At 72.8% G+C, this 15,185-nt stretch carries 15 protein-coding genes; 8 read left to right on the top strand and 7 right to left on the bottom strand.

The features are described from left to right. Nucleotides 1-96: 96 nt before the first annotated feature. On the top strand, nt 97-936 hold the full coding sequence (locus AB0K10_RS28570; protein WP_363688533.1) for a helix-turn-helix transcriptional regulator: 840 nt from the start codon (nt 97-99) through the stop codon (nt 934-936). 16 nt (nt 937-952) lie between these two features. On the opposite strand, the gene AB0K10_RS28565 is transcribed toward AB0K10_RS28570, so the two are convergent. From AB0K10_RS28565 to AB0K10_RS28555, 3 genes are read right to left on the bottom strand one after another with little or no spacing between them, the layout of a single operon-like run. After that, nucleotides 953-1,720: a TetR/AcrR family transcriptional regulator gene (locus AB0K10_RS28565; RefSeq protein ID WP_363688531.1), complete on the bottom strand. Its 768-nt coding sequence runs from the start codon at nt 1,718-1,720 to the stop codon at nt 953-955. A 59-nt stretch (nt 1,721-1,779) separates the two neighbouring features. Beyond that, a complete protein-coding gene (locus AB0K10_RS28560; protein WP_363688529.1) occupies nt 1,780-3,414 on the bottom strand; it encodes an MFS transporter in 1,635 nt (544 codons plus the stop codon). Then, a complete protein-coding gene (locus AB0K10_RS28555; protein ID WP_363688527.1) occupies nt 3,408-4,103 on the bottom strand; it encodes an SDR family oxidoreductase in 696 nt (231 codons plus the stop codon). Before AB0K10_RS28555 ends, AB0K10_RS28560 begins: the two co-directional genes overlap by 7 nt. Before the next feature lie 161 nt (nt 4,104-4,264). On the opposite strand from AB0K10_RS28555, the gene AB0K10_RS28550 reads away from it, so the two are divergent. The 6 genes from AB0K10_RS28550 (at nt 4,265) to AB0K10_RS28525 (ending at nt 9,431) form a co-directional block, all read left to right on the top strand. Further along, a complete protein-coding gene (locus AB0K10_RS28550; RefSeq protein WP_363688525.1) occupies nt 4,265-5,554 on the top strand; it encodes a sensor histidine kinase in 1,290 nt (429 codons plus the stop codon). After that, on the top strand, nt 5,542-6,207 hold the full coding sequence (locus tag AB0K10_RS28545; RefSeq protein ID WP_363688523.1) for a response regulator transcription factor: 666 nt from the start codon (nt 5,542-5,544) through the stop codon (nt 6,205-6,207). Before AB0K10_RS28550 ends, AB0K10_RS28545 begins: the two co-directional genes overlap by 13 nt. A 100-nt stretch (nt 6,208-6,307) precedes the next feature. Then, the gene (locus tag AB0K10_RS28540; protein ID WP_363688521.1) at nt 6,308-7,369 is read left to right on the top strand and encodes a Gfo/Idh/MocA family oxidoreductase; all 1,062 of its coding nucleotides are present in this window, start codon (nt 6,308-6,310) and stop codon (nt 7,367-7,369) included. Between the two features lie 108 nt (nt 7,370-7,477). Then, the gene (locus AB0K10_RS28535; protein WP_363688519.1) at nt 7,478-7,993 is read left to right on the top strand and encodes a hypothetical protein; all 516 of its coding nucleotides are present in this window, start codon (nt 7,478-7,480) and stop codon (nt 7,991-7,993) included. A gap of 256 nt (nt 7,994-8,249) precedes the next feature. Next, nucleotides 8,250-8,798 (top strand): DUF1062 domain-containing protein, encoded by a 549-nt coding sequence (locus AB0K10_RS28530; protein ID WP_363688517.1) that lies wholly within the window; start codon nt 8,250-8,252, stop codon nt 8,796-8,798. A 123-nt stretch (nt 8,799-8,921) separates the two neighbouring features. Further along, a complete protein-coding gene (locus AB0K10_RS28525) occupies nt 8,922-9,431 on the top strand; it encodes a pyridoxamine 5'-phosphate oxidase family protein (protein WP_363688515.1) in 510 nt (169 codons plus the stop codon). Nucleotides 9,432-9,502: 71 nt separating this feature from the next. On the opposite strand, the gene AB0K10_RS28520 is transcribed toward AB0K10_RS28525, so the two are convergent. From AB0K10_RS28520 to AB0K10_RS28510, 3 genes are all read right to left on the bottom strand, one after another. Then, complete coding sequence (locus AB0K10_RS28520) at nt 9,503-9,661, bottom strand: hypothetical protein (RefSeq protein WP_363688513.1); 159 nt, start codon at nt 9,659-9,661, stop codon at nt 9,503-9,505. 358 nt (nt 9,662-10,019) lie between these two features. Beyond that, on the bottom strand, nt 10,020-10,241 hold the full coding sequence (locus tag AB0K10_RS28515) for a hypothetical protein (protein ID WP_030335934.1): 222 nt from the start codon (nt 10,239-10,241) through the stop codon (nt 10,020-10,022). 158 nt (nt 10,242-10,399) lie between these two features. Beyond that, the gene (locus tag AB0K10_RS28510; protein WP_363688511.1) at nt 10,400-11,488 is read right to left on the bottom strand and encodes a hypothetical protein; all 1,089 of its coding nucleotides are present in this window, start codon (nt 11,486-11,488) and stop codon (nt 10,400-10,402) included. 58 nt (nt 11,489-11,546) lie between these two features. Here AB0K10_RS28510 and AB0K10_RS28505 point away from each other — a divergent pair, with 58 nt between their 5' ends. Then, the gene (locus tag AB0K10_RS28505) at nt 11,547-12,413 is read left to right on the top strand and encodes a hypothetical protein (RefSeq protein WP_363688509.1); all 867 of its coding nucleotides are present in this window, start codon (nt 11,547-11,549) and stop codon (nt 12,411-12,413) included. A gap of 63 nt (nt 12,414-12,476) precedes the next feature. Here AB0K10_RS28505 and AB0K10_RS28500 read toward each other — a convergent pair whose 3' ends face one another. Then, nucleotides 12,477-15,143 carry an AAA family ATPase gene (locus AB0K10_RS28500; protein WP_363688507.1) on the bottom strand — a complete coding sequence of 889 codons (2,667 nt, stop codon included), beginning with the start codon at nt 15,141-15,143 and terminating at the stop codon, nt 12,477-12,479. Between the last annotated feature and the right edge of the window lie 42 nt (nt 15,144-15,185).

Here is a 15,185-nt window from a genome sequence, read left to right as displayed (position 1 = left end):
CTGTCACCCGGCCACCGCCGGTTATCCGGGTTCCTGGTTTTCCTGGTAGTGGCAGGACCAGGCTGGGCGGGCCGGGCGGGCTCCTACGATGGGCGGGTGAGCACGGCCGGCCCGCTGGGCGAATTCCTGCGCGCCCGGCGCGACCTGGTCGGTCCGTCCGACGTCGGGCTGCCGGCACACGGCCGACGGCGGGTGCCCGGCCTGCGGCGCGAGGAGCTGGCCCTGCTGGCCGGCATCAGCGCCGACTACTACCTGCGGCTGGAGCAGGGCCGTGACCGGCACCCGTCGGCGCAGGTGCTCGACGCGCTGGCCCGGGCGCTGCTGCTCGACGCGGAGGCCACGGCGCACCTGCGTCGCCTCGGCGGTCAGGCGCCCGCCGGCCGGCCGGTACGACGCCCGGAGCGGGTGCCGGTGGGCATCCGACAGTTGGTCGGTTCGTGGTCGCGGACACCCGCGTTCGTGCACGGGCGGCACCTGGACGTGCTCTTCGCCAACCCGATGGCGACCGCGCTGGCGCCGATCTACCGGCTCGGGGTGAACCTGCTGCGCGCGGTCTTCCTGGACCCGCGCGTGCCGGCGCTCTACCCGGCCTCCGAGGCGGTCGCGGCCACCGCGGTGGCCGGCCTGCGGGCCCAGGTCGGCGTCGAGGTGGACGATCCCCGGCTCACCGAACTGGTCGAGGAGTTGGCCGCCGGCAGCGAGCGGTTCCGGCGGTTGTGGGCCCGGCACGACGTCGCCGCCCGCGCGGGCGGTGGGCTACGGGTCTTCCGGCATCCGGTCGTGGGCGAGCTGGAGCTGCGCTACGAGAAGCTCACGATCAACGGGACGAGTCAGTCACTTGTCGTCTACCACGCCGAGCCGGACAGCCCGTCCGACCGCGCGCTCGCCCGGCTCGGTGCAGTCGTTTCAGCGCCCGACGCGAACAAAAACCACTAAATTCTCTTGTATAAGCCTATGGAGTGGCCGCCCGTTCGGCGACCACCACCGAGATGCCGTCGAGGACGCGTTGCAGGCCGAACTCGAAGGCGTACTCCGGGCCGTACGCTGCGCCGTGCTGCTGGCCCGCCGCCGTGCCGACGCGGGACGCGGTCGGGTAGCTGTCGGCCGTCAGGAACGTCTCCAGCCAGGGCGCGTGCGACTGCCACCACTGGCCGTCGGTCATGCCGGTCTCCTGCTCCAGGTCGACCACCTCGGACGCGGCGCGCGCGGAACTCTTCACGTGCCCGAGGACGAGCGTGAGCACCGCGTCCATCTCGACGTCGGTGAGCCCGATGTCGGCAACCGCGCCGAGTTCGTGGTCGTACTTGGCGACCAGGTGCGGGCCGAGCACCGGGCGGGTCGTCTCGGCCCGCAGCATCCAGCGGTGGCGCTGGTAGAGCGCCAGGTTGTCGCGGGCGATCCGCTCCAGCCGGGCCCGCCAGTCACCCTCGACGGCGGAACGCGGCATCTCGCCGTACGCGGTGTCGATCATGACGTCGACGAGTTCGGCCTTGCCCGGCACGTACGTGTAGACGGACATGGTGCCGACACCCAACGCCTCACCGACCCGGCGCATGGTCAACGCGTCGAGGCCCTCGGCGTCGGCGATGTCGATCGCGGCGCGGACGATCCGGTCGACGCTGAGCCCCTGCCCGGCGCTGCGGCTGGTCGGTTCCCGGGTGCGCCAGAGGATGGCCAGGCTGCGGGCCGGATCCGCTGTCGCCTTGCGCTCACTCGCCATGGTGCGGCCATCCTAGCAACGCGGTCGTACGTCGTACGTCGGCCGCCGGGCCGGCCTGGTCACACCTCCTCGCGGTCGTCGGACAGCGCCGGCCCGGCGGCGGCCGGCACCAGGTGGCGTACCTGCGTTTCGCCGTCGGTCAGCTCCCGCGCCCGCGCCTCGGCCTCCCGGTCCTCACCCGTCAGCCGGCCGCCGTGCTGGCGCAGGTGCTCGTCCCAGGACGGCACCAGGTACACCTCGACGAACCGGTCCGTCGTCTCGGCCGGCCGGAACAGCCCCCAGCGCATCGCGCCGGTGCGCTGCCGGGCGCCGCGCACCACGTCCATGGCCGCCAGGAACGGTCCCGTCCGCTCCGGCCGGACCGTGTACTGCACCGTCACCAGCACCGGTCCGACCCCCGGGTCCGGCTCGTGCGCCAGGTGCAGTTGCGGCCAGTAGGCCGACGGTTCCCGGTTCACGGTGCGCAGGTCCGGCAGCGGCCAGATCCGGCTCGTCACGGTCCCGACGAACATCAACGCCGCCGCCGCGAGGTAGGCGAGGACCAGCCCCCCCATGTCGGCCACCAGACCCCACCCGAAGGCGCCGACGGCCTGCCCGCCGGCGAAACACACCTGGTAGACGGCCAGCCCCCGGGCCCGTACCCAGCTCGGCAGGAAGAGCTGCATCTCGGCGTTGACGTTGGCCAGCACCGTCACCCAGGCCATCCCGGCCGGCAGCAGGGCGAGCAGCACCAGCGGCACCACCCGTACGGTGCCCAGCACCGCCAGCGCGACGGTGAACAGCGCACCGGCGATGAGCAGGAGTTGGTTGGCCGACAGCCGGGTCCGGATCACGGCCAGCAGCACGCCACCCACGATGGCGCCCACCCCGAGGGCGGCCAGTAGCAGCCCGTACCCGCCGGAGCCCAGCCCGAGCCGCCGGGCCGCCACCAGCGGCAGCAGCGCCCACAGCGCGCTGGCCGGGATCACGAAGACCAACGCGCGGCGCAGCAGCCGGCGCACGATCGGCGAGTGGCGTACGTAGCGGCTGCCGGCGCGCAGCGCGGCGGTGAACCGCTCGGGCACCTCGACGGCGCGAGCGGTGCTCGGCCGCCAGCGCCACAGCGCGAACGCGAAGATGGCGAACGCGACCGCGTTGAGGCCGAAGACCGGGGCGACGCCGGTCCGGGCGATCAGCACGCCGGCCACCGCGGGCCCCACCGCCCGCGCCACGTTCACGCTTATCGAGCCGAGCGCGGACGCCGACCGCAACTGCTCCTGCGGTACCAGCTCCGGGATCACCGCCGACCAGGCCGGCAGGGTGAGCGCCTGCCCGACCCCGAACGCGAAGGTGAGGGTGAGCAGCAGGGCCGGCGGCATCCGGTCGGTCAGGGTGAGCAGGGTCAACGCCACCGCCACGGCGACCAGGAACACCTGCACGGCGATCAGCAGATGCCGGCGGTCGAAGCTGTCGGCCAGCACCCCGGCGGGCAGCGCCAGCAGCAGGACGGGCAGCAGGCTGGCGGTCTGCACCAGCGCGACGAGCGTGGAGGCGTTGGAGTGGTGGATCAGCAGCCACTGCGCACCGACGGTCTGCATCCAGGTGCCGACGTTGGCAGCCAGGAGGGCCAGCCAGAGATTGCGGTAGACGGCGCCGCGCAGGGGTGCCCACGCGGAGGCCGGACGGTCCTCCGCTCCGGCTGCCGCCGTCACCACCGCCCGTCCGCGCGCAGCACGCGCTCACCGGAGACGTACAGGTCGTCGGGTTGCAGCAGCAGCAGCCGGACGACCTCGGTGGCGACCTGTTCGGGCAGGGCGTACACCTCGTCGAGGAACTCGGCGCCGACGCGTTCCTGCAGGCGGGTCGGCATCGGCCCCGGATGCAGCTGCATCACCTTGACCCGGTTGCTGTGCTGGGCCTGGGCCAGCGACTCGACGAGGCTGCTGCCGTAGCTCTTGGTCGCCCGGTAGATCGGGATGCCGGGTCGGGGGGCCGCCAGCGCCATGGCGCCGATGTACACCACGTTCCCGTAGCCCTGCCGGTGCAGCTGCTCCAGCGCCTCCCGCAGCAGGTACGTCGTACCCAGGACGTTGATCTCGACGGCCCGCCGAATGTGTTCCACGGACAGGTCGCCGAGGTCGCCGCCCGCCCACATCGACGCGCACGCCGCCACCCCGTCGACGGTGCCGTAGCGCCCCACCACCTCGGCGAACGCGTCCCGGACCTGCTCGTAGGAGGAGACGTCACAGACCGCGCCGCCGCACCCCAGTTCATCGGTCGTCGCGGCGACCTCGGCCGGCTCGTTGCCGAACACCACGACCTGGTGCTCGTCGACAAGCAGTCGGGCCACCGCGAGACCCAGCCCGCTGGTCCCGCCCACCACCACGAAGGTCCTGGCACCCATGTCACTCCAGCCGCCGCCACCAGGTCACACGGAACGCGTGACGGCGCGTTCTTCCCGTTTCCGGACCCCGCACACCCGCCCGGCCGGTAGTGCTGGGCATACCCCGGAAAGGGGATCTGGACGGCTGGGGCGGCCTCCGGCCGGCGATTAGCGTCTGCGGCATGACCTCGGAACACCCTTCCCACCTGGCCGCGTCGCTGCGCCGCCGCGACTGGCTGATCTCCGCCTGGCCGTGGCGCGCGCTGGCCTACCTGGTCAGCACCGTGCCGATCGCCAGCGTGCTCACCGTCGGGCTGCTCGTCATCGGCGCGCCCCTGCTGCCCGTCCTCAGCACGCTCCGCCGGGAGGGCCGACCGCCGAGCATCGCGCTGATGCTGTTCCTGATTACCGGCAGCGTCATCCTGGTGGGGTTGGCCCCGATCCTGAGCTTCGTGGTGGCCGCCGTCGAGCGGTGGCGGGTCCGGCTCGTCGACAACCGTCCGCTGCCCTCGTCGCCGTGGCCGGGCCTGGCCGCCCGCTACCGCAGCGCCGCTACCTGGCGGGAGGTCGCGTACCTGTTCTGGCTGGGCGGTTTCGTGCCCGTCGCGTACTGGGTGTTCCTGGTGCTGGTGCTGCTCGACGTCGGGATGGTCACCAGCCCCTGGCTCGCCGGGGACGCCGAACCGGTAGTGATCTGGCGCCCGATCGAGAGCACCGGCGAAGCCGTTCCGTACGCGATCGTGGGGGTGCTGCTCCTCCCGGTGCTCTGCTACGGGGTGGGGCTGCTCGCCGCCGGGCAGGCCGCCATCGCCCGGTGGGCGCTGACCTCACCTGTCGACGCGGCCGCGCTGCGCGAGGTCGCCCGCTCCCGCACTCGGCTCGTCGGGGCGTACGAGGCGGAACGGCGCCGCATCGAGCGGGACCTGCACGACGGCGCGCAGCCCCGGCTGACCAGCCTCACCCTCCAGCTCGGCCTGGCTCGGCTGGACGTACCCGAGGACTCCCCCGCCGCCCGGCCCCTCGCCGTGGCGCACGACCAGGCGCGCGGGCTGATGGTGATGTTGCGGCAGTTGGTGCACGGTATCCGGCCGCAGAGCCTCACCGACCTCGGTCTCGCCGGTGCGGTACGCGAGCTGGCCGACGCCGCTCCCGTCGCGGTCACCGTGCACGCCGACATCGACGGGGAGCTGCCGGAGATCGTCGAGACCACTGCGTACTTCGTGGTGTCCGAGGCGTTGAGCAACGTGGCCCGGCACGCCGCGGCGACACGCGCCGAGGTGCGCCTGTCCCGGGTCGGCGGCGACCTCGTGGTCGAGGTGTCCGACGACGGGCGCGGCGGCGCCGACCCGGCCCGGGGCACCGGCCTGACCGGTCTCGCCGACCGGGTCGCCGCCGCCGACGGACGGCTGCTGCTGTCCAGCCCGCCCGGCGGGCCTACCCTGGTCCGGGTGGAGCTGCCATGTCGCCGCTGACCCGGGTCGTGCTCGCCGAGGACGAGGTGTTGCTGCGTGAGGGCCTGGTCGCGCTGCTGACCCGCTTCGACTTCACTGTGTGCGCCGCCGTCGGCTCCGCGCCCGAGCTGCTGGAGGCGGCCCGCACGCACCAGCCCGATCTGGTGCTGACGGACATCCGGATGCCACCCCTTCGGCGGGACGACGGGCTGCGCGCGGCCGTCGCGCTGCGCGCCGAGCGGCCCGGCCTGCCGGTGGTGGTCCTCAGCCAGTTCGTGCAGACGGGGTACGCGGCGGCCCTGCTGGACAGCGGCGACGGCCAGCGGGTCGGCTACCTGCTCAAGGACCGGGTGGCCGAGGTGACCGAGTTCGTCGACACGCTGCGCCGGGTCACCGGCGGCGGCACCGCCATCGACCCGGACGTGGTGCGGCAGCTGCTGCACCGCCCCCGCGACCCGCTCGCCGCGCTCTCCGCCCGGGAACGCGAGGTGCTGGCGCTGCTGGCCGAGGGCCGCTCGAACGCCTCGATCGCCGCCCGGCTGCACGTCACCGAGGCCGCCGTCGGCAAGCACGTCGGCAACATCCTGCTGAAGCTCGACCTGCCACCCAGCGACGACACCAACCGACGGGTGCTCGCCGTTCTCACCTATCTGCGCGCCGACCCGGTGGGCTGACCAGCGCCGGCCCCGGACCGGGCCCGACCGCGCGCGGCGTAGATTCGAGCACCGGCACCGCCGCCGGTCCAGGGCGCGGGCCAGGAGAGGGGAGTACGGCATGGCGGAGGCGCTGCGGGTCGGTCTGCTGGGGTACGGGCTGGCGGGCCGGGTGTTCCACGCGCCGCTGATCGCCGCGACACCCGGGCTGCGGCTGGACGCCATCGTGACCCGCGATCCGCAGCGGCGCGAGCAGGCGCACCAGCACTTCCCGGACGCCCGCCTGGTCGACGACGCCGACGAGCTGTGGCGTACCCCGGAAGCTCTGGACCTGGTGGTGGTCGCGACGCCGAACCGGCAGCACGTGCCGATGGCGCGGGCGGCGCTCGCTGCCGGCCTGCCGGTCGTCGTCGACAAGCCCCTGGCCCCCACCGCCGCCGACGCCCGGGCGCTGGTCGAGGAGGCCGACCGCCTCCGAGTGCCGCTGACGGTGTTCCAGAACCGCCGCTGGGACGGCGACTTCCTGACCGCCCGCGGGCTCGTGCAGCGGGGCGAGCTGGGTCGGGTGCTGCGCTTCGAGTCCCGGTTCGAGCGGTTCCGCCCGGCGATCAAGCCGGGCTGGCGGGAGCTCGCCGGGCCGGAGGAGGCCGGTGGGGCCCTGTTCGACCTGGGCGCGCACCTCATCGACCAGGCCGTGCAGCTTTTCGGCACGGTCGAGCGGGTCTACGCCGAGGTGGACCGCCGCCGCGCGGGCGCCGAGGTCGACGACGACGCGTTCGTGGCGTTGACCCACGCCAACGGCGTGCACTCGCACCTGTGGATGGGGGCGGTGACCGCTCAGCTCGGACCGCGGCTGCGGGTGTTGGGCGACCGGGCCGGCTACACGACGTACGGGCTGGACGTGCAGGAGGCTGCGCTGCACGACGGCGGCCGACCGGACCAGCCCGGCTGGGGCGAGGTGCCGCCGGAGCGGTACGGCCTGCTCGGCGTCGACGGCGACCTGCGCCCGGTGCCGACCGTGCCCGGGTCGTACCAGAGCTTCTACGCCCAGGTGGCGGCGGCGCTGCGCGACGGCACTCCGCTGCCTGTGGACCCGCGCGACTCGGTAGCCACTGTCGAGCTGATCGAGCTGGCACACCGGTCGGCGGCCGAGGGCGTGGTCCTGCCGGTCCCGACCGCCTGACCTGTTGCGCGACACGCACCGTCGGCTCGCGCTCCGCGACTCGTCCCGGGCGTTGACGACGCGGAGGCGATGATCGATGCTCGTGACCGGCGGTCACGGGGAGGCTTCATGGCACTGCTGGAGATCGTTGTCACGACTGTTGGCGGCGCGCTCTCCGCGACCGTCGGGGTTGTCGTCGGCGGGGTGCTCACCCGCCAGGCACAGGACCGACACTGGTTACGCGACCGGCAACTCATGGCCTACCAGGACCTCCTGCGTGAGTACGCCACGTTCTCGATGATCATGCGGCGCGCTCACCTGGGACGCACGGGCTGGGACTATGACTGGGGGGCGTGGACCGCCGCGCTGATGTCGGCCAGCCTCGTCGCCCCGAACGCGGTCGCCACCGAGATCGACAGGTTCGGCGAAGCGGTGCAGCGATTCCTGGATGTTACGGCCGGGGTGGACACGACGACCGCGCCCCTGTCGCAGGACGAGTTCGAGGAAGCGATGGTGGCACCGGCCCGAGCGCAACTGGCATTGGTCAATGCCATGCGCCGATCCGTAGGACGGAATCAGGGGCCGCTGGCGACGTCGTTGGGCGGAGCACACGGCCGCCGGCCGCACCGCAAGCAGCAGGACTGACCTGCTCCAACCGTCTCGCCGTCGCTGGTGTCGTGATCGGCGGAACACGCCCTGGCCGCCGGGGTCCTCTGTGGTGCCCGAAAACCGGTGGAGCGGCGCCGCTCTGCGCCGTTACCGTGCTGCCCAGCTCCTGTCGTCTAGGCGAGGACGTTCCGTTGTACACCCTGTGAGACCTCCCGAGCGCTGATCCGCGCGTCGCGCCCCGTGCGCCGCGCTCCTTTTGCTGCGGACTTCTCACTGAAACCGGTGTACCTCTGTGCTCATCACCTGGGCCGTCGTGCCCACCCGCCTGCCCATAATCCGCCGCCGATGCCACGTGTGCGCGTCCGCACACTTCCGGCCGAGCGGCAGATTCCGCGTCAACGCCAACCACAAGCTCATCGACATCTGGCTCCTCGCGCTCTGTACCGGGTGCGGGGACACGGTGAAGCTCGAGGTCCTGGAGCGGACGACAGTGCGCTCCATCCCAGCCGAGCTGCTCGACCGGCTGCACGACAACGACAGTCGCCTGATCGCCGAGCTGCTCCAGGATCCGATCGTGCAGCGTCGCAATCGATTCGTCCTGGACTGGGACGACGCCTGGCGTCTCGACACCTTCGGATCCGATCACCTGGACCGCGACATCGTCGAGGTCGCGGTCCGCTTCGCGGCGCGCATCCCCGTCCGGCCCGCACGACTGATCGCAGCGGGTTTCGGCCTGTCCCGGGCCGAGGTCGACAGGATGACTGAGGAGGGGAAGCTCGTGTCGACAGTGCGCCTGAGCGGCAGGCTGTCCGGCGACTTCACCTTCACGCTCAAGCGCTGAGCCTCCTCGGAATCACGGGCCTGTCCGGCGTTGTCTCGCCGGGCAGGCCCAATGGCGCGTCCTGCCGATCTTGGTAGCCGAACGGCCCGGCCGTAAGGTGCTCGTCATGATCGAGGAGGCGGCATGCCGTTGACGAATCCGTGGCTGGCCGGGCCCACGCCGGCTGGACGCCTCGATCGCGAACGGCTCGAAGAGCGCATTCTCCACCTGCTGTCGTCGCAGAACATGTGCGTGCTCGCGACCACGGGTCCGGACGGGCCGATTGCCACCCCGGTGCGGTACTACTCGCTCGACTTCACAGTGCTGTTCACTGCCGCGCCCCGTTCGCCGAAGATGCGCAACATCGCTGCCGATCCACGGGTGTCCGTCGGGATCTTCGCGCCGCTGGTCGGGCTGGCCAGCAGCCGCGGGGCCCAGTTGTTCGGCGCGGCCCGGGTACTCGACCCGGGGCATCCCGACCGTGCGCACTACTGGGAGGCGTTCCGATGGGAGAACGAACACGCCGAGCGGGGGCGACCGCTGTCCGAGCCACCCGAGGACACCCTGGTCGTCGTTGAGGCCGAGCGGATCGTCTACACGGAGCACTGGCTGCGACGTGAGGGGTTGGCACCCCGCCAGTTCTGGCGTCGCTGAGGATGCCTGCAGCGGCCGGTCACGCAAGCCAACTGATGGCGGCGATCAGGCCTGGTGGAGGGGTGGGCACCCTAGTCGGTGTCCTGCTCCGAAGGGGCGTCGTCCGGCGTCCGGGCGTCGTCGTCGGTCAACGCGTCGTCCGACGGGGTGGCGAGGTCGGCGAGCCGGCGCTCGGCCTCCCGGATTTCCTCGGCGAGCCTGGGGTTCTCCTCGTCGGGAGCCTGCGACATGGGCGACCTCCATCGGGCGCGGACCACCCCCGCGTACCCAGCCTGCCGTGGGGAACACGGGGATGCGCGGACCAGCCCTTGATCAGGTGATGAGAAACAGGTCCAGGAGTCCTCTCCGACCTACTTTTCATCACATGATCAGGCCGGCCCGCCAGCCGGTCGTGCCGATCGACGAAGGCCCGTGTCCTTGGCGTTCGCGGCTGACGTCGCCTCGGTCATGCTGCAGAAGCGGTGACCTACGAGCGAGCTGTCGCCAGGCGTCGGGGGACGTGCCGCGTGGCGGAAGATGAACACCGGGCGGGCCGGGGCGCACTGGGCGGGGAGCCCAGGAGCGTTGCCGGCCCGGCCCGGTGCCGGATCAGCGCTGCTTCAGCTCGCGCCAGGATGGGTGGGTGCCGCGCCAGGCGTCGGCGAGGATGGCCGCCGAGGCCCGGCTTGGGCACTGCTGCACCCGCTCACGACCCGACGCCCCACCGATCTGGGCGCGGACCTCCCAACCCTGCCCGTCAGTACGGATGTACACGTCCCGGCGCCCGCGCGGGGTCGTGTCACCGTTCCACCAGTGTTCCTCCACCTTCATTCGCCGACCGTAACGCAATTTTCGTGCTGGGGGTACGGCGCAGGTGAGCATGAACCGCCGTGATAGCCACAATTCCGACACAGTTCCACCTGTGCGGGCGACGGGGAGGAACCGCATCGGCGATTCCTCCCCGTCCTGAGCGATGAATCAGGTGGGCATTACATACCGCTGAACACGCCCGCCAGGGTGTTGGCCAGCTTGTCCTGCCCGGAGGGGCTGGGATGCGGCGATCCTCCCTCCGCGGTGACCTGGATGTCACCCGGAGTGAACGGCGGCGGGAACGCCACCCGCACGGCCGGGTCGAACGGGACACCGAGCTGGATGGCCCAGTTGAGATCGTTGATCACACCCCGCACGGTGCCCACCCAGAGCGGGTCGATGAGCGGTTGCAGCGTCGACACCGGCGCCGCGGGCACGTAGGACTGCAGGCCGGTCGGCAGCAGCGACTTGAGCTTGACCCAGCCGTACTGGCCGACGTCGAGGTTCGCCGGGGTGATGTCGTAGTACAGCATCCACACGACCTTGTCCGCACCGGCGGCCAGCAACGAGTTGACGATCGCTGTGGCGTCAGCGGTGATGCCGGCGTACTGGGCGGGACCGGTGTAGCGCGGCACCCCGATGTTGATGTAGTAGTCCTCACCGACCGGCAGATCCAGCCAGAAGTTGCAACCGCCGCCGTTGGTGACGATGCCGGCCTTGCCGCCCACGGCGGCCCACTCGAAGCGGAACACGCCGTACGGGTCCAGGGCCTCCGCCGCGAACTCGAGACCGCGACACATGCTCAGCCGGGTCAGGACGGTGTTCCAGTTGGTGTTGTTCACCCCGCCGGTGGTGGCGTGGTACGCGTTGTGCCCGTCCGCCTTGGCCTTGGCGATGCGAGCGGTGGCGAGGCCGAGCGGGCTGGCCACCCGACCCCAGCCGTTGCCACACGCGTCGGGGCCGGCGCGACCGAAGATGATGTCGCTGGTGCCGTACCCGGTGCGCGCGTAGTTGTCGTAGTCGACGATGCTGCCGTCCATGTCGAAGTAGCGCCGGCCGTAGCTGTAGACGCCGTTGTTGCCCGGCATGCCACGGTTGTCGGACGAGGTCATCGGGCAACCGGGGCCCACGCCGAATCCGAACTGGTGGTGCGACGAGCTGATCGAGTCCCCGGTCAGGGTCAGGACCGTGTCGTCGGAGACGGTCTGCACCTCACGGCAGCGGATGCGGTCCTTGTTCGCGTCCACCAGGGTGGGGTTGCCGCTCACGTTCGGACAGCCGGTCGGGGGCGGGGGTGGCGGCGAACCTGGTCCGCCGGTGGGGTCGGTGGGTGGGTCGGTCGGGTTGGTCGGGTCATCGGTGGGCGACGACGAGCCGCTGGGCGAGGCACTGCCCGAGGGGGACGAGCTGCCCGACGGCGACGCGCTCCCCGACGGCGACGAGCTACCCGAGGGCGACGAGCTACCCGACGGCGAGGAACTGCCCGACGGGGACGCGCTGCCCGATGGTGAGGAACTGCCCGAGGGCGACGCACTGCCCGACGGGGACGCGCTCCCCGACGGCGACGAGCTACCCGACGGCGACGCGCTGCCCGAGGGGGACGAGCTGCCCGAGGGTGACGCACTGCCCGACGGGGACGCGCTCCCGGAGGGGGACGCGCTGCCCGAGGGGCAGGGCGAGCCGGTGGGCGACGCCGACGCGGAGGGCGAACCGCTGGCCGATATCGTCGAGGTGGGTGCGGTCGCGGTCGCGGCGGGGGCCCGCTGCGCGACCGGCTCAGCCGTCACCGGCGGCCGGGTCTGCCGCGTCGGTGTCGCCGACGTCGAGGCCGACGGCGAACCCGTCGGGCAGTCGGCGGCGGCCGCCGCGTTCCGGGTACGGATCTGGGCGAGCCGCGCCTCGACCTCCACCGGAAGTTTGCCGCCCGGCTTGACGCACGGATCGAGCAGCCAGGTCGTGCCCTCCAGCTCACGGGTGCAGGGCGGCGCGTCGTACGACACCGCGGCGGGTGTGGCGCTCACCGGGGTGGTCGAGGCGCCGCCGGCGGCCGGGGCGACAACCGCGGTGACCGTGGCCACCGCGACCGCCATCCCCGCGGCGAACAGAACATTGTGGACGTGGAACGACCTGGTGGGTCGCCGTCCTGGCGGTCCGCTTGGATCCAGTTGGCTCATGCCGTCCTCCAGGGACTGAGTGCACCGGTAGGTGTTACCGCACGGTAGGGAGGCGCGCGGTAACCCGGTAGATCAGTCGCCCTTACCTACTGTCGAGGCTGGATCGCTCGCGGTGACCTGTCCCCCGTACGTCCGGCCGGTCCTGGCCGAGCACCACGGCGAGTTCCCTGCGGTTGCGGACGCCCAGTTTGGTGAAGACGCGGGCCAGGTTGTTGTTGACGGTGTTGACCGACAACCCCAGCCGGTCGGCGATGCTGCGGCTGGACAGCGCCACCGCGAGCAGCGCGACGTCCCGCTCGCGGCGGGTGAGCGTCGCCTGCTCCGCGCCCTCAGCGGCCGCGGCCAGCAGTGGTGTGCGTACGCCCTGACAGGCCTGGGCCAGCGTCGCGGCCCGCTGCGCCACCGCCAGGCGGGGTCGACCACGGCGGGCGTACGCCCGGGCGGCGGCGCCCAGCGCCTCGGCGGCGAGCAGGGTGTGGCCGCGGGCGACGAGGTCGTCCACGACCGCCTCCAGGGTCGGCCCGTCGTCGCGGACCAGCCCGTCGGCCGCGTGGGCGAGGGTCGACGCCAACCCGCCGAGCAGGTCGGCGAGGGCGATCAGACGGTCCCGCACCGGCTCCGGGGCGCCCAGCCGCGCGCACTCGTAGAGCGCCACCGCCTCGATGGTCGGCTGCTCGCTGCCCCGGGCCAGGTCGGCGGCGTGGCGGGCGGTGCGGATCGCCGCGGTGAGGTCCCCCTCGGCCACCTGCACCCAGGCGCGGTTCAGCTCCACCCACGGGTGGAAGATCCGGTTCGCGGTCCGCTCCCGGGCGTCCGCCGCGGCGAGCCAGCGGCGGGCGCCGGGCACGTCACCGGCCAGGGCGCGGACGCCGGCCAGCTCGGCCCAGTACGTCCGCACCAGGTGGTACTGGTCGTTCTCCTCCACCAGGGCGACGGCCTCGCGCAGGTCGGCCTCGGCGCCGTCGAGCCGCCCCTGCGACTTGGCGATGATCCCCCGGAACCCGGCCCACACGGCGACCATCCCCCGCGCGTCGCTGGCCACCGCCGCGCGGTAACCCTCGTCGGCCAGCTCGACGGCCCCGGCCAGCTCGCCGGCCGCGTACCGGGCGTAGCAGAGCCCCAACCCGACCTGCGCCTCGTTCCACGGCAGGTGCTCCGGCTCGGCGGCGAGCACCGTCCGGCCCCGCTGGGCCAGCTCCGCGGCGAGGTCGAGCCGACCGAGCATCCCAGCGGCCGAGGCGGCGCCCATGGTCGCCCAACTGGCCGCGCGTACGCCGGTGTCGGCCCGGGCGAGCACGGCCTGGCCCACCGTCAGCGCCGCCTCACACCGGCCGTCGTAGAACAGCACCCACGACCGGGTGGCCTCGGCCAGGTCGTGACCGGGTGAGCCCGCCGGCACCATCCGCAGCGTCTCGTGCGCCTCGTCGATCCGGTCCAGGCCCCAGTAGAGCAGCCCGGCCCGGGTGATCGCCCACATGGCGAGGTGTTTGCTGCCCGGCGGTGGCGCCGGCGGCAGCATGTCGAACGCCTCCTGGCTGCGCGCCTGGAACTGCAGCACCCGGGCCAGCAGCCACTGCGCCTCCCAGCCCTGCCCGGCGTCGTACGCCGTGCGGGCCAACCGCTCGGCGAGGTCGATGTCGAACCGGTCGATGGCCTGCCGCGCGGCGGCCAGCGCGATGCCGGGATGCCGGATGCTGCCCGAGCGCAGCTGCCACACGCCGGCGACCAGCGCGTCGTCGCGACGGCGCAGCGGCATGCTCGCCAGTACGTCCGCAAGCTGCCCGAACACGGTCCGGGACCGGCTGGCGGGCATGCTGGCGCGCAGCGCCTCGCCGTAGAGCGGATGGGCCATGCGCAGCGCCATCCGCGCGCCGGAGCGCTCCGCGACCACCATGCCGCTGCGCTCGGCGGCCTCGATGGCGGCCGGGTCGACGAACCGTTCCAGCAGGGCGAGGGAGAGCGGCTCACCGCACGCGACCACCTCCAGGACCTGACGGGCGGCCGGTTCCAGGGCGCGCTGCCGGGCACTGACCAGCTCGGCCAGCCGAGGGCTGCCCGACGCGGTGCCGCGCCAGCGCCAGACACCCCGCGACTCCCGCAGCCCGCCGGTGTCCAGCGCGTCGGCGAGCAGTTCCCGCAGCAGCAGCGGATTGCCGTCGGCGAGCTGGCGCAGCCGACGACGGCTGAGTGCGTCGAGCGGGCCGGGCGCGGCCTCGTCGAGCAGGTGGTCCACGGCGGTGGTGGGCAGGGGACGCACCTCCAGTCGCCGGCCGGAGCCGGTCCACAGCGAGGTGAGCGCGTCGGAGAGTGGTTCGCCCGCGCGGACCGTCGCGACCGCCACCGCCAGGCCGTGCACGGCGAGTTGGTGCAGCAGCCCGGCCGACGGCTCGTCGAGCAGGTGCGCGTCGTCGATACCGATCATGACCGGGCGGCCCGCGCTGCGGCGGGCGAAGTCGCGCTCCACCGTGACGACCAACCCCATCGGGTCGGCGCGCGGTCGACTGGGCGCGGGGATGAGGTGGGAGACCGCGCCGAACGGGATGGAGCGGGCCGCGCCGGTGGCGGAGACCCAGTGGCACTCCACGCCGTTCTCGGCGGCACGCGCCATCGCCTCGCGCAGCAGCCGCGTCTTGCCCACCCCGGCGTCGCCGACCAGCACCAGGCCGGGCGCCCGCGCCGACACGACGTCCTCGATGGTCTTCAGCTCGTCGTCGCGGCCGACGAGTGTCCATTCGCCACGTCCCGACATGCCGACCCTCACCTCGCCCTCGGGGCAGCCCTGCCGTCCACC

This window comes from Micromonospora sp. NPDC049274 (assembly GCF_040678875.1).
GTDB lineage: Bacteria > Actinomycetota > Actinomycetes > Mycobacteriales > Micromonosporaceae > Micromonospora.
This window is presented reverse-complemented; position numbering and strand designations above follow the sequence as displayed.

What these genes read in the sequence shown, in the direction of transcription:
- AB0K10_RS28565 (WP_363688531.1), bottom strand. Translation starts at nt 1,720, where the DNA reads ATGGCGAGTGAGCGCAAGGCGACAGCGGATCCGGCCCGCAGCCTGGCC.
- AB0K10_RS28555 (WP_363688527.1), bottom strand. Translation starts at nt 4,103, where the DNA reads ATGGGTGCCAGGACCTTCGTGGTGGTGGGCGGGACCAGCGGGCTGGGT.
- AB0K10_RS28550 (WP_363688525.1), top strand. Translation starts at nt 4,265, where the DNA reads ATGACCTCGGAACACCCTTCCCACCTGGCCGCGTCGCTGCGCCGCCGC.
- AB0K10_RS28545 (WP_363688523.1), top strand. Translation starts at nt 5,542, where the DNA reads ATGTCGCCGCTGACCCGGGTCGTGCTCGCCGAGGACGAGGTGTTGCTG.
- AB0K10_RS28540 (WP_363688521.1), top strand. Translation starts at nt 6,308, where the DNA reads ATGGCGGAGGCGCTGCGGGTCGGTCTGCTGGGGTACGGGCTGGCGGGC.
- AB0K10_RS28535 (WP_363688519.1), top strand. Translation starts at nt 7,478, where the DNA reads ATGGCACTGCTGGAGATCGTTGTCACGACTGTTGGCGGCGCGCTCTCC.
- AB0K10_RS28525 (WP_363688515.1), top strand. Translation starts at nt 8,922, where the DNA reads ATGCCGTTGACGAATCCGTGGCTGGCCGGGCCCACGCCGGCTGGACGC.
- AB0K10_RS28520 (WP_363688513.1), bottom strand. Translation starts at nt 9,661, where the DNA reads ATGTCGCAGGCTCCCGACGAGGAGAACCCCAGGCTCGCCGAGGAAATC.
- AB0K10_RS28515 (WP_030335934.1), bottom strand. Translation starts at nt 10,241, where the DNA reads ATGAAGGTGGAGGAACACTGGTGGAACGGTGACACGACCCCGCGCGGG.
- AB0K10_RS28500 (WP_363688507.1), bottom strand. Translation starts at nt 15,143, where the DNA reads ATGTCGGGACGTGGCGAATGGACACTCGTCGGCCGCGACGACGAGCTG.